A 20,373-nucleotide genomic window follows, 5' to 3' on the forward strand; every position below is an offset into this window, starting at 1 on the left:
GAACAGGTATCCAATTCATTTATATATGTCGACATCGGATCCAAAGTACCTTCTAGATCAAGGGTTCATAATGCAAACTAAAAAATTTCTTGATGGATTCCTTGATTTTGTCGAGACTGATATCAAAAAGGTAAAAAACCTAAGCTTCAGCAGGTGATTAAGGAGGAAAAATGATAAAAGCCTTCCGTTAAACGACGGAAGGCTTTTATAGATGAGTCACGTATCCTGGAACTGGACTTTATGCTCGATGTTAGATTATATGCAAGCACTTTCCGCGATATTCCTGAAAGTTTTACTATTGGCGATTCAAACCCTTCTTCGTACGTTAAAGTTATCGCTTATAAGAAGCCAGTTTTGAGGGAAGGCTAGACCGAGCTTCCAATAACTCATACCTCTTAGATTCAATTCTTTGATTAAATCAAACTTTGCCTGAATAGATCGGGCATCTTCAAACCAGACCTCATGCTGTTTATCCTCAACGTCTGTATATCTAAAATGAGGAGCCTGCGCTTTTTCATCATACTCGATTGATACGTTATTGGTTGCTGCAATCTGGATGGCCTGCTGTGGACTGATGGCCTTGGCAATGGAACCCTGCACAAAGGGCAATGTCCAATCATAGCCATAAAGATTTTGCCCCATCAGGATTTTGTTGGCTGGAATATCCGTGATGGCATATTCGAGAACATCGCGGACAGGGCCTATTGGTGATACAGCCATTGGGGGCCCGCCGCTATATCCCCATTCATATGTCATGATGATAACAAAGTCGACAATTTCACCATGCGCTTTATAGTCATGCGCTTCATACCAGCGTCCTTTTTGCTCTGCACTTGTTTTCGGAGCTAGCGCAGTTGATATGAACCATCCTTCTTTTTTGAAACGTTCCTTGGCTTTTCGGAGAAATTGATTATAGGCTTCTTTATCAGACGGCCGTAAAAACTCAAAGTCAAAGTGGATATCCCGGAAACCATATTTTTTCGCAGTTGCAACGATGTTGTTCAGGAACTTATTCTGAATGGAAGTATTCGTTAAGATGATTTGCCCGAGCTCATCGCTGAATTGGTCATTTTCCTGATTCGTGATTACCATCATTAATACATTTTTATTTTCTTTGGCAATGGTAGGAAAGTTGTTGAGCAATGGCTCCTTTAAGGAGCCGTCACGAAGCGCCTGAAAGCTGAAAGGAGCTAAATAGGTTAAATAGGGCGCAGCTTCCCTTGCAGCTGTCTCAAGGGCCGGTGCGACGGTCGTGCCACGTGGCTCGACATAGCCATTAAATTCAGCTGTCCTTTTCTTTCGTGCAGGAATGTAGAGACGGTATCCAACGGATAAAGATTGATTTTCGGAAATACCATTTATATTTGCCAATTCTTGAACAGGGACACCAACTTTTTTAGATATCGAAGATAAACTATCGCCGGATTGCACGAAATAATAACTGCCGACAATTGGAATGACAAGGGCCTGCCCCGTAACAAGATTATTTGGGTTAGGGATCTTATTTGTTTCCACGAGCCGGTCAACGCTTACGCTATACGTCTGGGCGATGCCAAATAACGTCTGGCCTGGCCTAACCACATGAATTTGCAATTCTTTTCCCTCCTACTGAAAGTTTCCTAACAGTTTATGAGACTAAAAAGAAATTCATGATAAAGAGCTTTGGATTGAAGGGAACGTAAAGATAAAATAATTCAATAAATTGGCAATAATAATTTAAGCTTAAAATGCTAATTAATATTAGTAGGAGGTGAAAAACACATGGCAAACAACAATAGCAGCAATCAACTAGTAGTAGCTGGTGCAGAGCAAGCTCTACAACAAATGAAGAATGAAATCGCTAGTGAATTTGGCGTAAACTTAGGTGCCGACACTACTGCTCGTGCTAACGGATCTGTTGGTGGAGAAATTACAAAACGTTTAGTGCAAATGGCTGAACAACAATTAGGCGGATATTCTCGTTAATTAACTGAATAAAAATGGATTAGGAAGAGAAGGAGCATCGTCCTCCTTCTCTTTCGCATTATTTTAGTCGCTTGTTTGCCAAGCTTTTAAGATCTTGATTGCCTTTTCAGGAAAGTCCGTCATAATCACATCGACATCCATTTCAGCGAGCCTGATAATGTCAGCTTTATTATTGGCTACCCAAGGGCGGATTTTATATCCAAGTTTTTTCGCTTTTTCACTAATTGCTGGAGTCAGGCTATTTTTATCTGGATGAAAACCCGATTCTTTTTTATCATGTAAGATTTCTTCGAAGTTTTCAGGAATTCCCTCGAACAATAATGCACGTTCAAGTTCTGGGGCAAGCATCTTCACTTTTTCAATGGATTGATGGTTGAAGGAAGAGAGGATCACCCGATCTTCCATTCGATATTTCCGAATTAAATCAATGATCTTCTGTTCAATTCCTTCGTAAGCGAGTTTATCCGTTTTGATTTCGATATTCATCAATAAAGAATTTCCCCTTGCCCAGTCGAAAACCTCCATTAAAAAAGGAATCCGCTCCCCAAGGAATTCCTTGGAAAATTTGCTCCCGGCATCTGCTGTTTTCAATTTTTGTGCTGAACAATCTTTTACATAACCTAAAAGAGAAGTAGTTCGGTCAAGTGTTTCGTCATGGATAACGATCATTTCTCCATCTGAACTAAGATGGACGTCAAACTCAATTCCCTCAGCCCCGATTCGTGCTGCCTCTTTAAAAGCGGCCATAGTATTTTCAGGATGTGTTCCTTTGGACCCTCTATGGGCGAAAATTTGGATGTTTTTCAAGTTCATCACTCCTTTTAGAGTTTATCTTTATACCTATCATACATGTACCCCAAATTTCTTTCAGCAATGTTTAATAGACAATATATTAAACAACTAGTACAATACTAATGGTATTTCCATAAATAGGTGTGCGAATTATGAGGTGAAAATAATGAATATGTGGGAAATCTTTGTAGCGGTTATCCTTGGACTAGTAGAAGGATTAACTGAATTTGCTCCTGTATCATCTACAGGGCATATGATTATTGTTGATGACATATGGCTGAAATCGAACGAGCTTTTTGGAAGTGAAGTGGCCAATGCATTTAAAGTTGTAATCCAGCTTGGATCGATTCTTGCTGTAGTCGTTCTCTTCTGGGGTCGATTCATGGACTTGCTTGGTTTAAGGAAAATGAAAAACCCATCTGCTCCAGGGGGACAAAAGCTCAACCTATTGCAGATAATCGTCGGTTTGTTACCTGCTGCCGTATTAGGTTTATTGTTTGAAGATTATATTGATGAAAATTTATTTACAATGAAGACGGTTATCGTTGGATTAATTTTGGGCGCATTTTTGATGATTGCTGCGGATAAATTCCGTCCGAAGGTGACTGCAGAAACGGTTGATCAAATTACTTATAAACAAGCCCTTGGGGTCGGGTTAATTCAATGTTTGTCCCTATGGCCGGGATTTTCCCGCTCAGGTTCAACGATATCAGGTGGTGTGCTTTTAGGTATGAGCTACCGGGCGGCTTCTGATTTCACTTTTATCATGGCAGTTCCAATCATGGCTGGTGCCAGTTTGTTGAAAATTATAAAATATTGGGATATTTTCACACCCGAAGTTCTGCCATTTTTTATCGCAGGCTTTATCAGCGCATTTATTTTTGCGTTATTCTGTATCCGCTTTTTCTTGGTTTTAATCAATAAAGTTAAATTGACTCCTTTTGCCATCTATCGGATTGTCGTGGCAGTTGTGCTTATGTTTATTTTTTGGTAATACCAACTTAATGCTTAAGGAATATCACATCCATCCCTTTTATAAGGGGTGGTTTTTTTGTGTTTTTTTAAAATAATACAGAAAGTTTTCTTTAAATGTAGCGAACGATTTTATAATAAAATAATTTTTAATTCGTAATTAGTCGATAAATAATCGTTTAATTCCTAAATGTTTAAAAAATATTCGGTTTTAAGGTGTCTAATTCAGAATTAGAAAAAAATAAATAAATTTTAATAAAACGCTCTCAGTGCAGGAATACCAACAGTTCCAGACGATGATGTAATATTCCAACTATTGCATAAACTATTCCCGAATAATTTTTATGATATAATTTTAGTATAAAATAAGTACATGTGTACACGTCGGGAGGACATCATGGGGAATGACCAATTGAAGAAAACGATTGGCTTTTGGGTTGGAACATCTATTGTAGTTGGGACAGTTATCGGCTCTGGTATTTTCATGAAGCCTGGTGACGTGCTTGAGTTAAGTGGTAATTCAACAATGGCTTTATTAGCTTGGTTGATTGGTGGTTTAATTACACTAGCTAGCGGATTGACAATTGCTGAAGTAAGTACACGCATTCCTAAAACGGGTGGTTTATATGTCTATTTAGAGGAAGTGTACGGAAAAGTATGGGGATTTCTGTGCGGCTGGGTTCAAACATTAGTATATGGTCCTGCAGTTATGGGCGCACTCAGTTTATATTTTGGGTTGTTAGTGGTAGGGCTATTTAATATCTCTACGGATTATACATTGTTTATAGGAATTCTAACGATTGTATTTTTAGCCGGTATGAATCTGTTAGGGACGAAATACGGCGGTATGATACAAGCATTATCGACGGTTGGTAAATTGATTCCGATTATTTTCATTGCAGTATTCGGAATTGCACAAGGTGAGATGCCTGTATTCAATATAGATAGTGAAAGTTCAATGAAAATCAGTATGGCCGGTGCCATTTTGGCTACACTTTGGGCATATGACGGCTGGATGAATGTCGGCTTCATGGCAGGCGAAATGAAAAATCCACAGAAAAATTTGCCACGAGCGATTATTACGGGAATTCTTGTGGTCATGGTTGCCTACTTAGCTGTAAACCTTGCTATGCTTCATGTATTGGGTGCAGAGGGAATTATAGCTAATGGAACAAATGCAGCAAACGTTGCGGCCACACTTCTTTTTGGAGAATTGGGTGGGAAATTAATAGCGATCGGAATATTGGTTTCAATTTTCGGTTGTTTGAACGGGAAACTTCTAACCTTTCCGCGTATAACACTAGCAATGGCGGATAATAAAATGATGCCTGGTCATAAACAAATCAGTAAAATATCTCCCAAGTTTAAAACACCTATTAATGCAACCATTTTACAAGTGGTCATCGCAATTATCATGATGGTCGTAACAAATCCCGACAAACTTACCAATATGGCAATATTCTCTGTCTTTAGTTTTTATGGGCTTGCCTTCTTTGCGGTCTTCATCTTACGCAAAAAAGACCCGGATGCAAAAACGTATAAAGTACCTTTTTATCCGCTAGTTCCTATTATAGCGATTGCTGGTGCAGTTTATATTGTTGTGAGCACATTAATTGATACACCGTTAGATGCTCTTTACTCGGTAATTATTGTGATCGTGGGTATGCCGGTATACTGGTTGCTTACAAAAAATGAGCGGAATGAGAAGCAATCAAATTAATGATTTAAGAAAACCCTTCGCTCTTGCGGTGAAGGGTTTTTTTTTTGAATCTAAAATCTTTCCGTTCAACAACTTATGGCGAAATAGACAACTCAGGCAGATAGTATTAACATAAGAGAAAGTTTAATATTGAAAGGTTTGAACAACAGTGAATTATATTGAGCCTGCTGGTAAATCATTCAGAAAGACAATCTTGGCTTTATTTCTTGGAAGCTTTGTAACATTTGCCGATTTATATAGTACTCAACCAGTCATTCCGGTATTCGCAAAACAATTCGGAGTCTCTCCAGCGGTGGCAAGCCTGACACTATCTTTCGCTACAGGGACGCTTGCTATTTGTTTATTGCTTGTTTCCTTTTTCTCTGAAAATATCGATAGGAAAAAGATAATGGGTACAGCGCTCACATTGTCTGCATTGTTATCTATTTGTGTCAGCTTTATTCAAGACGACCTATACATCTTGATCGCAATCAGAGCGGTTCAAGGAGCGGTGCTAGCAGGTTTCCCCGCGATAGCAATGGCCTATATCAGTGAAGAATTTCATCCGAAAAGTCTGGGCTATGTGATGGGAATCTACGTGAGCGGTTCGAGTATCGGCGGACTGGCGGGCAGGCTCATTGTAGGAGTGCTGACTGATCACTTCTCATGGAATATAGCGATAGGTAGTCTTGGGGCTTTGAGTTTGATCATTAGTCTAGCCTTTTGGTGGATGCTTCCTCCTTCACAGCATGCTGTTCGCAATAAAATATCGTTGTCGAGAATTAAAAATTCACTTATAAACAACTTAAGGAATACTAGACTAGTACTCTTATTCGGCATGGCATTCTTATTAATGGGCTCGTTTGTGACTGTTTATAACTTTGTAGGTATACCATTAATGGGACCGCCGTATCATTTATCACAGACATTGATTGGTTTCATTTTTATCATCTATCTCGTCGGGACATTTAGTTCAACGTGGATGGGAAAGCTGGCGGATCAATTTAGTCGAAGGCTCGTTCTACTTTCCGGAATAGCCATCATGTTAATGGGTGCCCTTTTAACCTTATTAGGCCCACTTATATTAAAAATAATGGGCCTGGCACTTTTTACATTTGGTTTTTTTGGAGCTCATTCAATTGCGAGCAGTTGGGTCGGAAGGTTAGCTAAAAAAAGTGAGAAGGCACAAGCCTCCTCTTTATACCTTTTGTTTTACTATGCAGGGTCTAGTGTCGTAGGGGCATCGGGTGGACTATTTCTGATGAAGTTCGGCTGGAGCGGGGTCATTTCAGCTGTATCGATCCTAATCATTCTCGCTGCCGTGTGTGCCATGATGGTTGAAAAGGTGAAAATCGCTCAATAAAAGTATCTTTTCTATCATATTTGCCGAATTTCTGAATATAATCTAGTGAAAACGGATAAAGAATAATAGATTGATAAGAGAAGAGGGTAGTGGATAGAGTGAAACAAAAAGCTGTAATTCTCATTGGCTTAGTAGCCGTTTTAATTATATTATTCGTTGTATACTTAACAAGTCCAAGTCGTTTGGAAAAGGTAGAGATTGTAGAAAAATACTACCCACATTTTTCCGATGGCAAGGCGGTCGGTTTTAAGACGAACGAAGTCATTGATGTGACGGAAACCGAAGAGGGATCCAATTGCGCAATGAAATTCAACAATGGGAAAACGTTGGAAATTGATTGTGACCGTTATTTAACATATAAAATTGATGAAACAGTCTATATTACTTCTGATGGGAAACAAGTAAAGGAAATTCGAAGAAAAAGGTAGTGCTCGTCAATCACACAGAATACATAAAATAACGGTAAAGCTGATTTTGTTTAACTAACAAAATCAGCTTTTTTTACTTTGATGAATTTCGAACCAATTTCGAAAAAATTGTGGAAGAAGCAGCGACGCGACACGCTTTTACTGCTACAGGGGAACAATCGGCGGCCATTGAAGAGATTAGTGCTATTGCTGAACATCCACGCACATTAGAAGGTGAAATAGATGAGATGCAACCATTCATACGTTTAAAGTTTGGCTTTTTATCCAATCTATTTAAAAACCCAGACCATAATGGACTGGGTTTTTTATTTTTTTTTCTTAGTTTTACTTTTGTCCTTTTTATTGCGCTGAAGTATATCTAAGATTCTACGCTTGTTGTTTTTACTATTTATGAGTTCGACTAAATCACTCATGTTTTCAGATTCATAGTCTTGTTGATTTTTTTTCATCGGATTCCCTCCATGTCATATATCGTAATACCCTTTTGAAGACTCAGGTAAACGTCTTTTATCATATTGGTAATTTTAGGATATTATTTCTTTTTTCAATTATAATTTGATAAAATGTGAAAAAAGCCCTGTGTGGGAGGCCTACATGGAAGAACTAAAATTGATTGGTGAGAAAATAGAGAAATTCAAATATATTTTAGTGGAACATATTGAGTTGTTTGAAGAAGAGGAATCTCCTTTTAATTTGGAAGCCAGTAAAGAGGTACGGGCTCAGCTTATTCAAATTCATGCAGATGCGTAAATTCATGGAAAAGCTCAAGCAATGGAAAGTATGAAAAAAACGGGTATGGAGATTGGAAAGCAAATCGTGGATATGGGTATTCCCTTGGATAATCATATTGAGGAAATACAGCTGGTTCGTAATCTTTTCTGGAGTTTTATTGAAGAAGAAGTAAGCAATCGCTACTATTCCATTGAAATTTTGTTAAAGGCAAGTTCTATAATTGATGCAATCTTGGATCAGTTCATTCATAGCGTGAGTATAAGTTATGTGAATTATTATAAAGAAATAGCCACAGCGGCGAATGAATCATTGCAGAAAATTAAAGAAAATCAAGAAGTTATGGAAGAATTGGCAACACCAATTGTTCAAACCATTTTCAAAGACGTGCTTCTCGTACCGTTAATCGGCCGTATGGATGATTGGAGAATGGAGTCCATGCAATCGACGGTTCTCCAAAAATGTGCAGATTTACATGCAGAAGTTTTGATCTTGGATTTCTCTGGCATTACCTTTACGAAGGAAAATAATATGTTCTTGCTGCTTGATCAATTGGTAGGAGCACTGTCGATGATGGGAACGGAAACGATGTTTGTCGGTTATACTCCAGATGTTGTTCGGCAAATTGTCCAACTTGATTTTGCTAATCAGGTAAAATCCTTCCTATCATTCGGACAGGCTCTGGATTATATCTTTAAGCAAAGAGGGCTGGCTCTTCAACCGGTGAAATGAAGGTATCCTTTTAAAATGAGGGTATCTTTTTTTATGGTACTGCTTAAAAAAATTCCATAAACAGAGGTATAGAACTGACTGGCTTTGCTTACCGTTCCTGTATGCTGCATCAATAATTAGGTTTACTTTACCTGTATTGATTGAAGTGAAAATAAATTTTTTTATCATCATGGCAATATTTCAACATGTTATAGTAAAAAATGAAACGAATTTAGTAAAAGATCAAAGGGGATAGAAGTTTATCGACCAGATGAAATGGCCGGATTATGTGCTTGCCTCTTTTCCTTATAATTGGACATTCAAAGAGAGTTGGGTACTACTGGAAGTGCAGCAGGGCGCAAGCGTTAAAATACAAATTGGATATAGTAAAGCGCAAAAACAAGAGCTGCCTGTAAAATAAAGGGACGGTGGATAATTAGTGCTTTTTAAGAAAAGGGATGAACTGGATCCAAATAAAAACTGGTACAGTATAGGAATTATGACGGATCAAGGGCTACAAGATGAAGAATATGATGCTTTAATAAAACGCATTCACGATTCGGTCGAAAATGTAGTAATCATATCGGATTTGATCAGGGTAGAGTGGGATGAAGAAAAACTGCAAACCTTGAACGAACGATTTCGGTACCCGACATTTTCTGATCCTTGTTTTATTATTAATGAATACAAATCAGTGGATATAAAAAGAGAAAGGAAGCTTCTGGAGAAAAACCATAAATGGAAGAGGCTTTTTGGTCTTCTATCCCCGATTGAATACATGGTTGCAGAGACAAAGGCGGCCCATGACTTTGACAAGGCCCTTTATTATACGGATGATGTAGACAATGCGATTGAATATCTTACAAAATAATGATGAACACGCCGATACTCTGTTTCGGTGTGTTTCTTTATTGTTTATTCCCAGGGCGACTTTTTTCGACAGTGTGAAAAAGAATTTCCTTTTCCTCATTAAAAAATCGTGATTCCAATTGACATGATGGTTGATTCCTTTTCATATTTGATAGATAACAGGGAAAATAGAGAAAATTAGGAAGGCAGTAGGAAAGATGGATAGAAACGCGAATAACTAAAGTAGAAAAATAGAAAAAAAGAGAGCATTAAAGGGAAAGGGAGATGTAGCAATGGAAGCTGTCGTACCTCAGCAAAAACCAAAACGGAAGTGGAGAAAACGCGTCCTATGGAGCTTAGGAATTCTGATTTTCCTTTTGCTGTCTATCTTGATTGTAGCAAACGTATTTCTATCGCGCTCACTGCCGGAAACCAAGGGTGAAATATGGCTATCCGGTCTTTTGCAACCGGTTACAGTAGTGAGGGATTCCAGTGGGGTACCGCATATCAAGGCAGAAAATAATCATGATTTGTATTTAGCACAAGGGTATATTCAAGCCCAAGATCGTTTATTTCAAATGGATTTAAGCAGGCGCCAGGCTTCAGGTAGATTAAGTGAAGTGATTGGTGAGAAGACAGTTAAAAATGATAAATATTTTCGAACGCTGGGGTTAAGGCGGGCTGCTGAATCCTCCTATGCAGAATATACAAGTGAAGGGAAAGAAGCCTTGGATGTGTTTGCCAAAGGGGTAAATCTCTATATCGATGAATTGAAGGAGAACGGAAAATGGCCGGTAGAGTTCACTTTACTTGGCTATGAGCCAGAACCCTGGACGCCTGTTGATTCTCTCACTATAGGAAAATATATGGCCTATGATTTGGGCGGGAATTGGGAAGACCAAGCGTTTAGACAGTATTTGCTGCAAACTTTTTCAAAGGAAAAAGCGTATGATTTATTCCCGAATTATCCAGAGGATGCTCCTTATATTATCAGCAAGGACGAACTTGATATTGAAAAAAGCTTTGCTGGGGCCGTTATTCCTTATGAATTCAACGGCAGCAATAATTGGGTCGTTTCGGGGAAGAAAACAGATTCAGGTCAGCCGATTTTGGCGGATGATCCCCATCTAGGCTTAGCCACCCCGTCTGTTTGGTATCAAATGCACCTGGAGGCTCCGACTGTCAATGTGAGCGGTGTTATTTTTGCCGGGATTCCGGGAATCATTCTCGGTCATAATGAAAAGGCTGCCTGGGGTGTGACCAATACGGGGCCGGATGTTCAGGACCTGTATATCGAAAAGAGAAATCCGGCAAACGAGAATGAGTTTGCTTACAAAGATGATTGGGAAAAAGCTGATATCATGAACGAACCGATCAAGGTGAAGGACGGTAAGACGCTCGATTATAAAGTGACGGTTACCCGCCATGGGCCGGTTGTCTCTGAGTTTGCTGGTAAAAGTGGAAAAGATACTGTCCTTGCGTTAAGGTGGACAGCACTTGATCCATCTGCCGAGCTGGAAGCGGTATTGAATATGAATAAAGCGAAAGACTGGAAAGAATTCGAAAAAGCCCTCTTGAAATTTGAAACGCCGGCACAGAATTTTGTCTTTGCTTCGGTCGATGGGACTATTGCTTATAAGGCGAACGGGAAAATCCCAATTCGGAAAAAAGGGGATAGTATGTTACCTGTCCCTGGCTGGACCGATGAATATGAATGGATAGGCTATATCCCGTTCGATGAACTCCCAAAAACGATCAATCCAGAATCAGGATTTATTTCGACAGCAAATAATAAGGTTATATCCGATGATTATCCTTACCATATCAGCAATAACTGGGCGCAGCCTTACCGTCAGATGAGGATCCAGGAGTTTTTACATGCTAATAAAAAACTCACCACCGAGGATATGCAAAGTCTGCAGATGGATCAGTTAAACCTACAGGCTAAGGAGTTTGTCCCTCAATTTTTAGAGGTATTGAAAGGCTCATCTGGTAAACAGGAAGACCAAGCTATAAGAATTCTGAAGAAATGGAATAACATTGATTCTATAGACGCAGCAGCGCCGATGATTTTTAATGTCTGGATGAAAAAGATAGGGGAAGTTCTGCTTATGGATGAAATACCAGAGGAAACTCTCAACCTCTTTAATGGAAGGCGATCTGCCATTGATGAACTGCTGCGGCGGGCACTGGACGGGAAGCCAGGTCCTTGGATAGAAGAAGCGGGCGGACTTGAGCAAGTACTCGCAAAGTCATTACAACAGACATTGAAGGATCTGGAGAAATCACAGGGTAACGACATAGCTGATTGGGAGTGGGGGGATTATCACCAAGTTCGCTTTAACCATCCTCTATCGAGTGTCGTTCCGTTGAATCATTTGTTTAACAGCGACGGTGGAATTCCAGTCGGCGGCAGCAGTGTCACCGTACAGGCAGCAGCATTTCTAGATGATGGAACCGTCAATCATGGAGGCTCATGGCGCTTTGTCATCGATTTATCTGATATGAATCAAGGCTACCATCTCGTTGGTCCGGGTCAATCAGGTAACGTTAAAAGCAAATGGTACCACGATCAGCTTGATGATTGGACTGACGGAACCTATCATAAAACCGTATTAGATCATCCAAAAGGCGATAAACTGATAATAAACCCATAAGAATTAGCGTAACCTTACTTGCTTTGATAGAAGTAAGGCTTTTTATGATACTGGAGTGATGCGATTAAGTACTTAATTGACACAATACATGGCAGCGGTAAAAAAAGAGTACCAAGTCCAGCGTGAGCTGAACTTGGTACTCTTTTAACGTTTTTGTTTAGTTAAGAATTCTGCAAGGAACTCTTCGAAATTTGGTGCTTCGATAGCGGCTATTTTTTCGTATGATTCAATGATTTTGAGTTTGATCTCTTGCTCTAGGTCATTTCTGTCTTGATAATGTGTGTTTTTTAATGATTTTTTTATTTTAGGATTCAAAGAATCAATTAGGTCAATTAATTCTTCTTTTGAGAGTTTTTTATCCACAATACCTTTTCTCCTTCCTATCATAAACATCATTCATATAGTACTTTTGCAGTTTTTTGAGAGCTTGTTTACGGATGCTTGAAATATTCTGAGGTGACTCATGAAAATAAGCCGCAATTTCTTTGTTGGATAGTCCATAGGTAAAGGCCATGGTCAGTACCAGGTTTTGCTTGGTTGTTAAATTTTTCAAGGCTTCTATCAATTTTTCATCACTAATGTGGGAGGATAGTTCATTGGTTTCCCCCATCTTTTCAAGTCGTCCATCCAAGTTGCCAATTCGGTCCATCATTCTTCCGTTATCCTTTGGTGTCGCATCAAGTACCATTCGATAGCGTTCCCGTTGTTTTCGTGCTCTTTTATCAAAATCAACTGAGAAGAAGTAAATTAAAGAGCACATGTATTTGTATACTCTTGCCCGATAATAGAAAATTTTAAAGGTCTCGTTGAGATGACCAATGTTGTGTGTAGAAGGGGAATCTAAAGTATCAGTGAAAATCTTTAAATGCTCTGGATTCTGTAAAAATAATTGAATGATTGGCTGTTCGAAGAATGACGAATAATGCTGTTGTAAAAATTCTAATGAATGAGAAAAAAAATGAGAAGTTAACTTGTTCATTGCTATCCCTCCTTTAATTATTAAAGTGATAGACAAGGGGAATAAATCAATTATATACGAACATTCGTTCTTTTTACCATAAATCAATAGTGCTAGATTGATTTTCTGAAACAAGTTTCACTTTAGATATCAGATACAAGAAAAGGGGTGAAGAGGATGATGATTGAGGATGCTACTATGTGGGTGTCATTAGTTAGCGATTTTGGCTATCCATTCGTCGTTTCTATGTTTTTGCTCTTCCGCTTCGGTAAAAAATTAAAAGAACTGACAACGGACGTCGAGAACTTAAAAAAGTCCGCTCATAAAACGAAACGATAACCTCAGGACGTTACGTCGCTAGGTAGTGAAAACCGAATTTCGGATTCTATACAAAAGAGGATCCGAAATTCGGGTATAAAGAATTCGGGACGATGGAAAGTGAGTCCATTAAATTCCTCCTTTTGATTCGGATAGGGATAATGATACTCCATTATTTGGAATATACCATAAAATGGGTGATAAATAATCGTCAAATTGAATCATTTTACTACTATAATTCATCCGACAATAGAATTAGGTAGGAAATCCTCCTCTCATACGATTTTAGTTTTATAGGTTAAAGTGAAAATACTTTTAAAAAAACAACTTTAATAAATAAACTTATAGAAAGCTTGCAGCATCCCAATAAAGGGTGCTGCTTTTCTTATTTTTTGGTAATAAACTGATATTATGGAAAAGGGGTGACAATTTTGAATAAAAAACAGCTCGATGATATCGAAAGTCTACAACAGAGATGTGAACAGGAAGATTTTACTTTAAAGCTAAATTGGGAGACGCTTCGCAGCAGAAATGGTGTAATGAAGAATGATTTCTTTCATTACGTGGGAGTCAAACTTGTCGGTTTTCTTGGTCTTTATGATTTCGGGAATAAAGTAGAGATGTGTGGGATGGTTCATCCAGACTTCCGAAGGCAAGGGATTTTTACAGATTTAATGGACGAAGCTTTAAGGACTGCTTTGCAGCGGGACTATAAACTAATTATCCTGAATACCCCTGCCCAATCTCATTCAGGGCATGGGTTTATGAAGCAACTGCCATGTGAGTTTTCTTTTTCTGAGTATCAAATGAAATGGTCAAACATGGAGCTGGATAATTATGAGGATGTGGTCGTTCGTCCTTCAAACAGAGATGATGCGGAAACGGAAATTCAGCTGGATGTTCATTGTTTTAAGTTTTCGGAAAAAGAAGCGCGAGATTATTATCAACGTGTTCAATACGAGGATACTTTGAAAACAATGATGATTGAAAAAGATGGTCGAGCGGTCGGTAAAATCCGTGTTGATCATTCGGGCGGAGAAGCATGGATTTATGGATTTGCAATTTTTCCGGAATACCAGGGAAAAGGGCTTGGCAGAAAGGTGCTGAAAAAGATTGTAGCCGAACAACGGCAACTTGGGTATGATATTTTTCTTGAAGTAGAAGCAACCAATGATTATGCTTTAAGACTTTATGAATCTTGCGGATTCAAAACCATTCAACGCCAGGATTATTATCAGTATAAATGTTAGAAGGCTGAATGACATAATTGTATGAGTGGATTCAATGGGTCAACTTAAAAACGGTCTGTCAGTTAAAACTAAGTGAGATATCTGACTGAGTAAATAAATAGAAACAAAAAGCATTGAGGAATTCGCATGATGATGTTTGGGTGAAGGTACATAAGGGGGGAATAGGATGCTAACGTTATTCACCTATAACTGGCAGGTGAGAAGAGAGTGGTTTGAGTGGTGCCAGACTGTACCGAGTGCTGAACTTTTACGGCAGCGGAGTGGTGGGATGGGCACTATCTTAAAAACACTCGTTCATATTATTGATGTTGAATACAGTTGGATTCGGACGATTCAAGGAAAGCCAGATATCGAGATTGATATGGATTCTTACAATACAATCGAGAAGGTAAAAGGCTTATCGGAACGTTATCATTCTGAAGTGAAAGATTTTTTGTACTCGTATTCACCTGATTTGGAGAATGATATAGTTGAGCCATCTTGGATGGAAGGGACATATGAAATAGGCAGGATATTACGCCATCTGATTGCCCATGAAATTCATCATATTGGCCAGCTGTCTATCTGGTCGAGGGAAATCGGAATCAAACCGGTATCTGCCAGTGTGATTGATCGAGTTTTGTAAGTTCTTATTTAAGCATGAAAGAAAACCGGTAAAGGAACCTGCTTTACCGGCTTTTTAGATATTTAATTCCTACCGTTTTTTTATAATGGAGGATTAGGGATTGAAAAGTAGGGAATAAACTTATTTTTTTAAAACACATTAGTCCTGCTTTTAGTAAGTGGATTATCCGGATTGCAGTCTGTATCTGTTGATCATGCTTTCATTCTATAAGACGATTCAAAAGGATTACAGACTGTCACATAAAACCGTTCCAATTAGAAAAAGATCGGCAGAGAAAGAAGAAACTACAAGTTAATCTATAATTAGTAGGCTGGCTCATATGAATGAGTCAGCCTCTTTGCAAGTACTAAAGGGAGATTGCCTACCATGATTCGATAAAATTTATTAATAGTTACATATATTTGAAAGTGAAAATTAGTTAAAATAGTACTTTTTATTATAGTTTCTTAATATTGAGGTAAATTATGACACTTTTTCGACAAAATCATGTTATATTATTCTAGAATTTTACAAAAAATATAGAAGGGTTGTGAAGTATGTCGTTTAAGTCCAATGTAAAAAAAATACTAGCCCCGGTTCTTGCTGTGAGTTTAATTACGGCTCCATTTACCGTACCGATGGAGACATCCGCCAAAGAGGCTGCCAAGAAACCTGTCACGACTAAACCGTTTGTCATCTCAGCTCCTACTGTTAATTATACAAATGGGGCAAAAGCTACAGTAACGGTCACACCGAAAAAAGGAAATACGGGGAAGGAAACTGTTGTCTTCCAGCTAATGAATGGAAAGAAGGTCGTTTCACAGTCAGCTGTTGAGACGGATATTAAATCAGCCCAGAAATTTTCCGCATACTTCAACTCGTACAAATCAGGTTATTGGATTAAGATATCCGTAGTCTCCAAGTATAACGGCAATACGAGCAATTTTGGCACCAGCCTAGCAACCTCTGTTTCCGATGCCCCGTTTGAACTAAGGATTATGGAAACGACAGATATACACACAAATCTAGTAAGCTATGATTATTATAAAGATGCTGTATCAGATTCAGTCGGCTTTTCACGCACAGCAACTTTAATCAAGCAGGCGAGAAAAGAAGTGGAAAATAGTGTTTTAGTAGATAATGGAGACCTTATTCAAGGTACACCGCTTGGTACATACAAAGCGAAGGTAGTTCCACTGAAGAAAGGTGAAGTCCACCCTGTCTATAAAGCAATGAATTTGCTTAATTATGATGTAGCTACATTTGGCAATCACGAATTCAACTATGGGTTATCCTATTTAGATGAAGCCATCAACGATGCGAACTTCTCTTATGTAAATGCAAATATTTATAAAAAGGATAAAGATAAAAATCCAAAAAACGACAAAAATAAATATACCCCTTATAAAATTGTCACCAAGAAAGTAAAAGATATTAATGGAGCTGAAAAATCCGTAAAAGTAGGCTACATCGGATTTGCTCCGCCACAAATCATGGATTGGGATAAAACGAACCTTGATGGTAAGGTCGTTACAAAAGAAATCGTCACAACAGCAAAAAAATATGTACCTGAAATGAAGAAAAAGGGTGCAGATGTCATCGTGGCACTTACACACTCTGGTTTTAATGGCGACACAAAGAACACCGAGGATGTCATCTATTCATTAAGTAAAGTGTCTGATATCGATGCCATCACGTTCTCCCATACACATAAAGTCTTTCCGGCACAAGATGAAGCTTCTTTAGACAGCTTATTTAAAGATAGCCAAGGAAAAGTTCTTAAAGGTGTGGATAATAAAAAGGGTACAATTAATGGTGTACCGGCCGTTCAAGCAGGATATGGCGGTAGTAATCTAGGGATTATCGATCTTGATATCCAGAATATCAAGGGGAAATGGAAAGTCGTTAACTCAGATTCATCAACACGAGCAATCAACGACAAAATAACAGGGAAAAAAGCAGCTGAAGATGTATCTGTCGTCAAAGCCGTTAAAAAGGATCACGAAGGAACGATCAAGTATGTTAACACACCAATTGGAACGACTACCGCTCCAATTCATAGTTACTTCGCCCTTGTGCAAGATGATCCTTCTGTACAAGTCGTGACAAGCGCACAAAAATGGTATGTAGAAAAATACATCCAAAGCAACCGACCTGAATACAAAGACTTGCCTATTCTCTCTGTAGGAGCTCCTTTCAAAGCAGGACGAAATGGAGTCGAAGAATTCACCGAAATAAAAAAAGGTGGTTTGACAATTCGCAGCGCCGGTGACTTATATTTATACGATAATACCTTGAAAGCGATCAAAATCAAAGGTTCCGTAGTAAAAGAATGGCTTGAAATGTCTGCGGGGAAATATAATACAATTGATCCGGCTAAGACTGAGGAACAGGAATTGCTTAATGGGAAGTTTGCCGTCTATAATTTTGATGTGATTGACGGTGTTACGTATCAAATCGATGTCACTAAGGCTCCGCGTTATGATGAAAAAGGAATAAAAGTGTCAGATTCAAGCAGGATTACCGATTTAGAATATAATGGTGAAGTAGTCAATCCTAATCAGGATTTCATCGTCGTGACGAATAATTACCGTGCTTCGGGCGGTGGAAACTTCCCAGGAGTCAAGGGAAGCGAATACGTAGTTGACTCTGCGGATGAAAATCGCCAGATCTTGATGGATTACATTACACAAGAGAAGGAGATCAATCCAACCGCTGACAATAACTGGTCGATTGCCCCGATTTCAGGCAAGGTGAATGTTACGTTCACCTCATCACCAAAGGGGGCGGAATATTTAAATGAAGATAGCCTGATTTCTTATACAGGTAAAAAAGATGATAAAGGCTTTGGTATTTACAAATTCAATCTGGGGAAAGAAAACATTAAAGTGCAATTGCTCGGAATCAATGATCTTCATGGCCAGTTGGACACTACTTCTGAATTTAGTGGGGTCAAACAAGGTCGAGCTGATTATTTAGCGGCGCACTTAAAGCAGCGTAAAGCTGAAAACCCTGAAAATACACTTTTACTATCAGCTGGGGATGCAGTAGGGGCAAGTGCTCCTGTTTCCTCTTTGGTCCAGGACAAACCGACGCTTCAGTTTTTAAATAATATGAAATTTGATGTAGGAACGGTCGGGAACCATGAGTTCGATAAAGGGGTAGAAACTCTGATGGCTCAAATCAATGGCGGAAAGTCGCCTACATCGGATGTAGTATTTGATAAATTGAACTTTCCGTATGTGGTTGCCAATGTCGTATATAAAGACACGAAAAAACCTATTTTGGACCCTTACGTCATAAAAAAGGTCGGCGGGGTTGATATTGGTTTCATAGGTATAGTCACGAATGCCACACCTCAAAAAGTCAGTCCGGATGGCATTAAGAATGTGGAATTTATAGAACAGGCACCTGCCGTAAATAAGGCGGTTAATGAGTTGAAGAAAAAAGGTGTAAAATCAATTGTCGTCATCTCGCATGACCCAGGTACTGAAAAAGACGGTGTCATTACTGGTGAAGTAGCTGATCTTGCCAAAGCGGTAGATGATGAAGTCGATGTAATTTTAGCTGGAGATAATCATGCAAGGGTCAATAACTATGTAGATAATAAATTGATTGTACAGGCTTATTCTTATGGAACGGCCTTTGAAGATGTTGATTTGGAAATCGATCCAAACACAAAGGATATTGTTAAAAAGTCAGCCGAAATTGTTACAGTTACACAAGATGGCATCACACCAGATGCTGGGACGACTAAATTTATTAACGGTTATCTAGACATGTTCCCTGAATTGAAAACCCCACTAGGGACAACGGATGAGAAATTTTTAAGAGCCAATGCCTATACACAAGAAACTGGTCTTGGGAATTTAATTGCGGACTCCATGAAGGCCGATTTGAAATCTGATTTTGCCTTCATGAATCCAGGTGGAATTCGCGCAGATATTCCAAAAGGAGAAGTTACCTTTTCTGATTTAGCGAAAATCCAGCCGTTCGGAAATGTGTTGGTCCGACTTGAACTAACTGGGGCTGAAGTGAAAACATTGCTTCAACAGCAATGGATTGTTGAAGGCTCTCCGAAAACGTTACAAATCTCAGGATTGAGCTATACGGCCGATTTCAGTAAACCTGTCAAGGAACGTGTCACTTTATTGAAGAAAGCGGATGGAACGCCAATTGAGGATACAGAAACTTACACAGTGACCGTCAATGACTTCATGGCAAGCGGTGGCGATAATTATACCGTTTTAATAGGAAAAGAGCGTGTGTTTGGACATGCTGATCTAGAAGCTTTCGTTAACTATGTGAAAGATACCTTTAAAGGTGGAAAGATCACGGCAGGTATAGAAGACAGAATTACGAATATCAATAATTAATTGAAGATTACCAGTCAAATTAAAGTTTACTCGTGAATTTTGTGTGTTTACTCGTAAGTTTTATGTATTTACTCGTGAATTTGCAGGATTTACTCGCAAAAATATTAAAAAGAGAGCGTTCCGTAATACAAAGGGACGCTCTCTTTTCTATTAATTTTTTCTGAACATACAAAAGTTCGGGAACATTACTATTCCTGCTATACGGTCGCATCTCGAAAGCAATTAAAGTAATGAGTGTCAGTAAGGTTGTTCCGTGCAGGGTATCATGAAAAGTATTTATTCCCTAAAAGTATTAAAAATTGGAAAATAGGCATGATAATAGCGAAGACATCGAACACTTCATTAGGTAACACTATAAACTTGGAGTGTTAAAAGAAAATGACCAAATCAAGCAACCGGATAATAAAAAAAAGGGAGAAAACCCTGTATTTGAAAACAGTCCAGATTATTTAGATAAATGGGTTAGCTAATAAAGACCTCATTTGCAGTTTTATTTTAGAAAGACCTATGAGTGGCATTAATAACATTGAAATCGGGGATTCTCTGTCACTAGGCCAATTATGTATATACAACCTTCACAAGCAATTGACCATAATGAATTAGCAAATACATAGTAGAGAATAAAATATGAAATGACAAGTGCTTTAAAAACCCAATTAACTTATCAAATTTTTTCTCAAGAATTTTGGAAGAAATCTAATA

At 38.6% G+C, this 20,373-nt stretch carries 19 protein-coding genes; 14 read left to right on the forward strand and 5 right to left on the reverse strand.

The genetic code is table 11. The features are described 5' to 3' along the window. Positions 1-306 precede the first annotated feature (306 nt). Positions 307-1,593, reverse strand: a complete 1,287-nt coding sequence (locus AKG34_RS24620; protein WP_053348761.1) for a glycoside hydrolase family 18 protein — start codon at positions 1,591-1,593, stop codon at positions 307-309. Between the two features lie 168 nt (positions 1,594-1,761). Here AKG34_RS24620 and AKG34_RS24625 point away from each other — a divergent pair, with 168 nt between their 5' ends. Continuing rightward, positions 1,762-1,965, forward strand: a complete 204-nt coding sequence (locus AKG34_RS24625) for an alpha/beta-type small acid-soluble spore protein (protein WP_053348762.1) — start codon at positions 1,762-1,764, stop codon at positions 1,963-1,965. Between the two features lie 63 nt (positions 1,966-2,028). Here AKG34_RS24625 and AKG34_RS24630 read toward each other — a convergent pair whose 3' ends face one another. Then, positions 2,029-2,772, reverse strand: a complete 744-nt coding sequence (locus AKG34_RS24630; RefSeq protein ID WP_053348763.1) for a glycerophosphodiester phosphodiesterase — start codon at positions 2,770-2,772, stop codon at positions 2,029-2,031. Between the two features lie 151 nt (positions 2,773-2,923). Here AKG34_RS24630 and AKG34_RS24635 point away from each other — a divergent pair, with 151 nt between their 5' ends. The 4 genes from AKG34_RS24635 to AKG34_RS24650 all read left to right on the forward strand — a co-directional run bounded on the left by AKG34_RS24635 (position 2,924) and on the right by AKG34_RS24650 (position 7,219). After that, positions 2,924-3,751 (forward strand): undecaprenyl-diphosphate phosphatase, encoded by an 828-nt coding sequence (locus tag AKG34_RS24635; protein WP_053348764.1) that lies wholly within the window; start codon positions 2,924-2,926, stop codon positions 3,749-3,751. Between the two features lie 375 nt (positions 3,752-4,126). Then, the gene (locus AKG34_RS24640; RefSeq protein WP_053348765.1) at positions 4,127-5,449 is read left to right on the forward strand and encodes an APC family permease; all 1,323 of its coding nucleotides are present in this window, start codon (positions 4,127-4,129) and stop codon (positions 5,447-5,449) included. Positions 5,450-5,597: 148 nt separating this feature from the next. Beyond that, positions 5,598-6,791 carry an MFS transporter gene (locus AKG34_RS24645; protein ID WP_053348766.1) on the forward strand — a complete coding sequence of 398 codons (1,194 nt, stop codon included), beginning with the start codon at positions 5,598-5,600 and terminating at the stop codon, positions 6,789-6,791. 89 nt (positions 6,792-6,880) lie between these two features. Next, positions 6,881-7,219 carry a hypothetical protein gene (locus AKG34_RS24650; protein ID WP_056525653.1) on the forward strand — a complete coding sequence of 113 codons (339 nt, stop codon included), beginning with the start codon at positions 6,881-6,883 and terminating at the stop codon, positions 7,217-7,219. Positions 7,220-7,524: 305 nt separating this feature from the next. Here the strand turns inward: AKG34_RS24650 and AKG34_RS28155 are convergent, their stop codons facing one another. Next, on the reverse strand, positions 7,525-7,668 hold the full coding sequence (locus AKG34_RS28155; protein WP_157443938.1) for a hypothetical protein: 144 nt from the start codon (positions 7,666-7,668) through the stop codon (positions 7,525-7,527). 145 nt (positions 7,669-7,813) lie between these two features. Here AKG34_RS28155 and AKG34_RS28160 point away from each other — a divergent pair, with 145 nt between their 5' ends. The 5 genes from AKG34_RS28160 (at position 7,814) to AKG34_RS24665 (ending at position 12,165) form a co-directional block, all read left to right on the forward strand. Next, positions 7,814-7,969 carry a hypothetical protein gene (locus AKG34_RS28160; protein WP_161804977.1) on the forward strand — a complete coding sequence of 52 codons (156 nt, stop codon included), beginning with the start codon at positions 7,814-7,816 and terminating at the stop codon, positions 7,967-7,969. Between the two features lie 21 nt (positions 7,970-7,990). Continuing rightward, positions 7,991-8,680: an STAS domain-containing protein gene (locus AKG34_RS24655; RefSeq protein WP_053348768.1), complete on the forward strand. Its 690-nt coding sequence runs from the start codon at positions 7,991-7,993 to the stop codon at positions 8,678-8,680. A 250-nt stretch (positions 8,681-8,930) separates the two neighbouring features. Continuing rightward, positions 8,931-9,080, forward strand: a complete 150-nt coding sequence (locus tag AKG34_RS28165) for a hypothetical protein (RefSeq protein ID WP_161804978.1) — start codon at positions 8,931-8,933, stop codon at positions 9,078-9,080. Positions 9,081-9,098: 18 nt separating this feature from the next. Continuing rightward, on the forward strand, positions 9,099-9,530 hold the full coding sequence (locus tag AKG34_RS24660) for a hypothetical protein (RefSeq protein WP_053348769.1): 432 nt from the start codon (positions 9,099-9,101) through the stop codon (positions 9,528-9,530). A gap of 271 nt (positions 9,531-9,801) precedes the next feature. Continuing rightward, positions 9,802-12,165 carry a penicillin acylase family protein gene (locus AKG34_RS24665; RefSeq protein WP_053348770.1) on the forward strand — a complete coding sequence of 788 codons (2,364 nt, stop codon included), beginning with the start codon at positions 9,802-9,804 and terminating at the stop codon, positions 12,163-12,165. A gap of 144 nt (positions 12,166-12,309) precedes the next feature. Here the strand turns inward: AKG34_RS24665 and AKG34_RS24670 are convergent, their stop codons facing one another. Together AKG34_RS24670 and AKG34_RS24675 are read right to left on the reverse strand one after the other, a co-directional pair. After that, positions 12,310-12,528 (reverse strand): hypothetical protein, encoded by a 219-nt coding sequence (locus AKG34_RS24670; RefSeq protein ID WP_053348771.1) that lies wholly within the window; start codon positions 12,526-12,528, stop codon positions 12,310-12,312. Next, complete coding sequence (locus AKG34_RS24675) at positions 12,521-13,144, reverse strand: sigma-70 family RNA polymerase sigma factor (RefSeq protein WP_053348772.1); 624 nt, start codon at positions 13,142-13,144, stop codon at positions 12,521-12,523. The genes AKG34_RS24670 and AKG34_RS24675 overlap by 8 nt, the downstream gene beginning before the upstream one ends. 156 nt (positions 13,145-13,300) lie before the next feature. On the opposite strand from AKG34_RS24675, the gene AKG34_RS27285 reads away from it, so the two are divergent. From AKG34_RS27285 to AKG34_RS24690, 4 genes are all read left to right on the forward strand, one after another. After that, positions 13,301-13,462, forward strand: a complete 162-nt coding sequence (locus AKG34_RS27285; protein WP_082527571.1) for a YvrJ family protein — start codon at positions 13,301-13,303, stop codon at positions 13,460-13,462. Between the two features lie 401 nt (positions 13,463-13,863). Beyond that, positions 13,864-14,691: a GNAT family N-acetyltransferase gene (locus AKG34_RS24680; protein ID WP_236695042.1), complete on the forward strand. Its 828-nt coding sequence runs from the start codon at positions 13,864-13,866 to the stop codon at positions 14,689-14,691. A 166-nt stretch (positions 14,692-14,857) separates the two neighbouring features. Next, positions 14,858-15,316: a DinB family protein gene (locus tag AKG34_RS24685; RefSeq protein ID WP_053348773.1), complete on the forward strand. Its 459-nt coding sequence runs from the start codon at positions 14,858-14,860 to the stop codon at positions 15,314-15,316. Between the two features lie 536 nt (positions 15,317-15,852). Continuing rightward, on the forward strand, positions 15,853-19,671 hold the full coding sequence (locus tag AKG34_RS24690) for a bifunctional 2',3'-cyclic-nucleotide 2'-phosphodiesterase/3'-nucleotidase (protein WP_053348774.1): 3,819 nt from the start codon (positions 15,853-15,855) through the stop codon (positions 19,669-19,671). The last annotated feature ends 702 nt before the right edge of the window (positions 19,672-20,373 follow it).

The organism is Peribacillus butanolivorans (genome assembly GCF_001273755.1).
In the GTDB taxonomy this organism is placed as follows: domain Bacteria; phylum Bacillota; class Bacilli; order Bacillales; family DSM-1321; genus Peribacillus; species Peribacillus butanolivorans.

What these genes read in the sequence shown, in the direction of transcription:
- AKG34_RS24665 (WP_053348770.1), top strand. Translation starts at nt 9,802, where the DNA reads ATGGAAGCTGTCGTACCTCAGCAAAAACCAAAACGGAAGTGGAGAAAA.
- AKG34_RS24625 (WP_053348762.1), top strand. Translation starts at nt 1,762, where the DNA reads ATGGCAAACAACAATAGCAGCAATCAACTAGTAGTAGCTGGTGCAGAG.
- AKG34_RS24675 (WP_053348772.1), bottom strand. Translation starts at nt 13,144, where the DNA reads ATGAACAAGTTAACTTCTCATTTTTTTTCTCATTCATTAGAATTTTTA.
- AKG34_RS28165 (WP_161804978.1), top strand. Translation starts at nt 8,931, where the DNA reads ATGAAATGGCCGGATTATGTGCTTGCCTCTTTTCCTTATAATTGGACA.
- AKG34_RS28160 (WP_161804977.1), top strand. Translation starts at nt 7,814, where the DNA reads ATGGAAGAACTAAAATTGATTGGTGAGAAAATAGAGAAATTCAAATAT.
- AKG34_RS27285 (WP_082527571.1), top strand. Translation starts at nt 13,301, where the DNA reads ATGATGATTGAGGATGCTACTATGTGGGTGTCATTAGTTAGCGATTTT.
- AKG34_RS24635 (WP_053348764.1), top strand. Translation starts at nt 2,924, where the DNA reads ATGAATATGTGGGAAATCTTTGTAGCGGTTATCCTTGGACTAGTAGAA.
- AKG34_RS24690 (WP_053348774.1), top strand. Translation starts at nt 15,853, where the DNA reads ATGTCGTTTAAGTCCAATGTAAAAAAAATACTAGCCCCGGTTCTTGCT.
- AKG34_RS24640 (WP_053348765.1), top strand. Translation starts at nt 4,127, where the DNA reads ATGGGGAATGACCAATTGAAGAAAACGATTGGCTTTTGGGTTGGAACA.
- AKG34_RS24655 (WP_053348768.1), top strand. Translation starts at nt 7,991, where the DNA reads ATGGAAAGTATGAAAAAAACGGGTATGGAGATTGGAAAGCAAATCGTG.
- AKG34_RS24685 (WP_053348773.1), top strand. Translation starts at nt 14,858, where the DNA reads ATGCTAACGTTATTCACCTATAACTGGCAGGTGAGAAGAGAGTGGTTT.
- AKG34_RS28155 (WP_157443938.1), bottom strand. Translation starts at nt 7,668, where the DNA reads ATGAAAAAAAATCAACAAGACTATGAATCTGAAAACATGAGTGATTTA.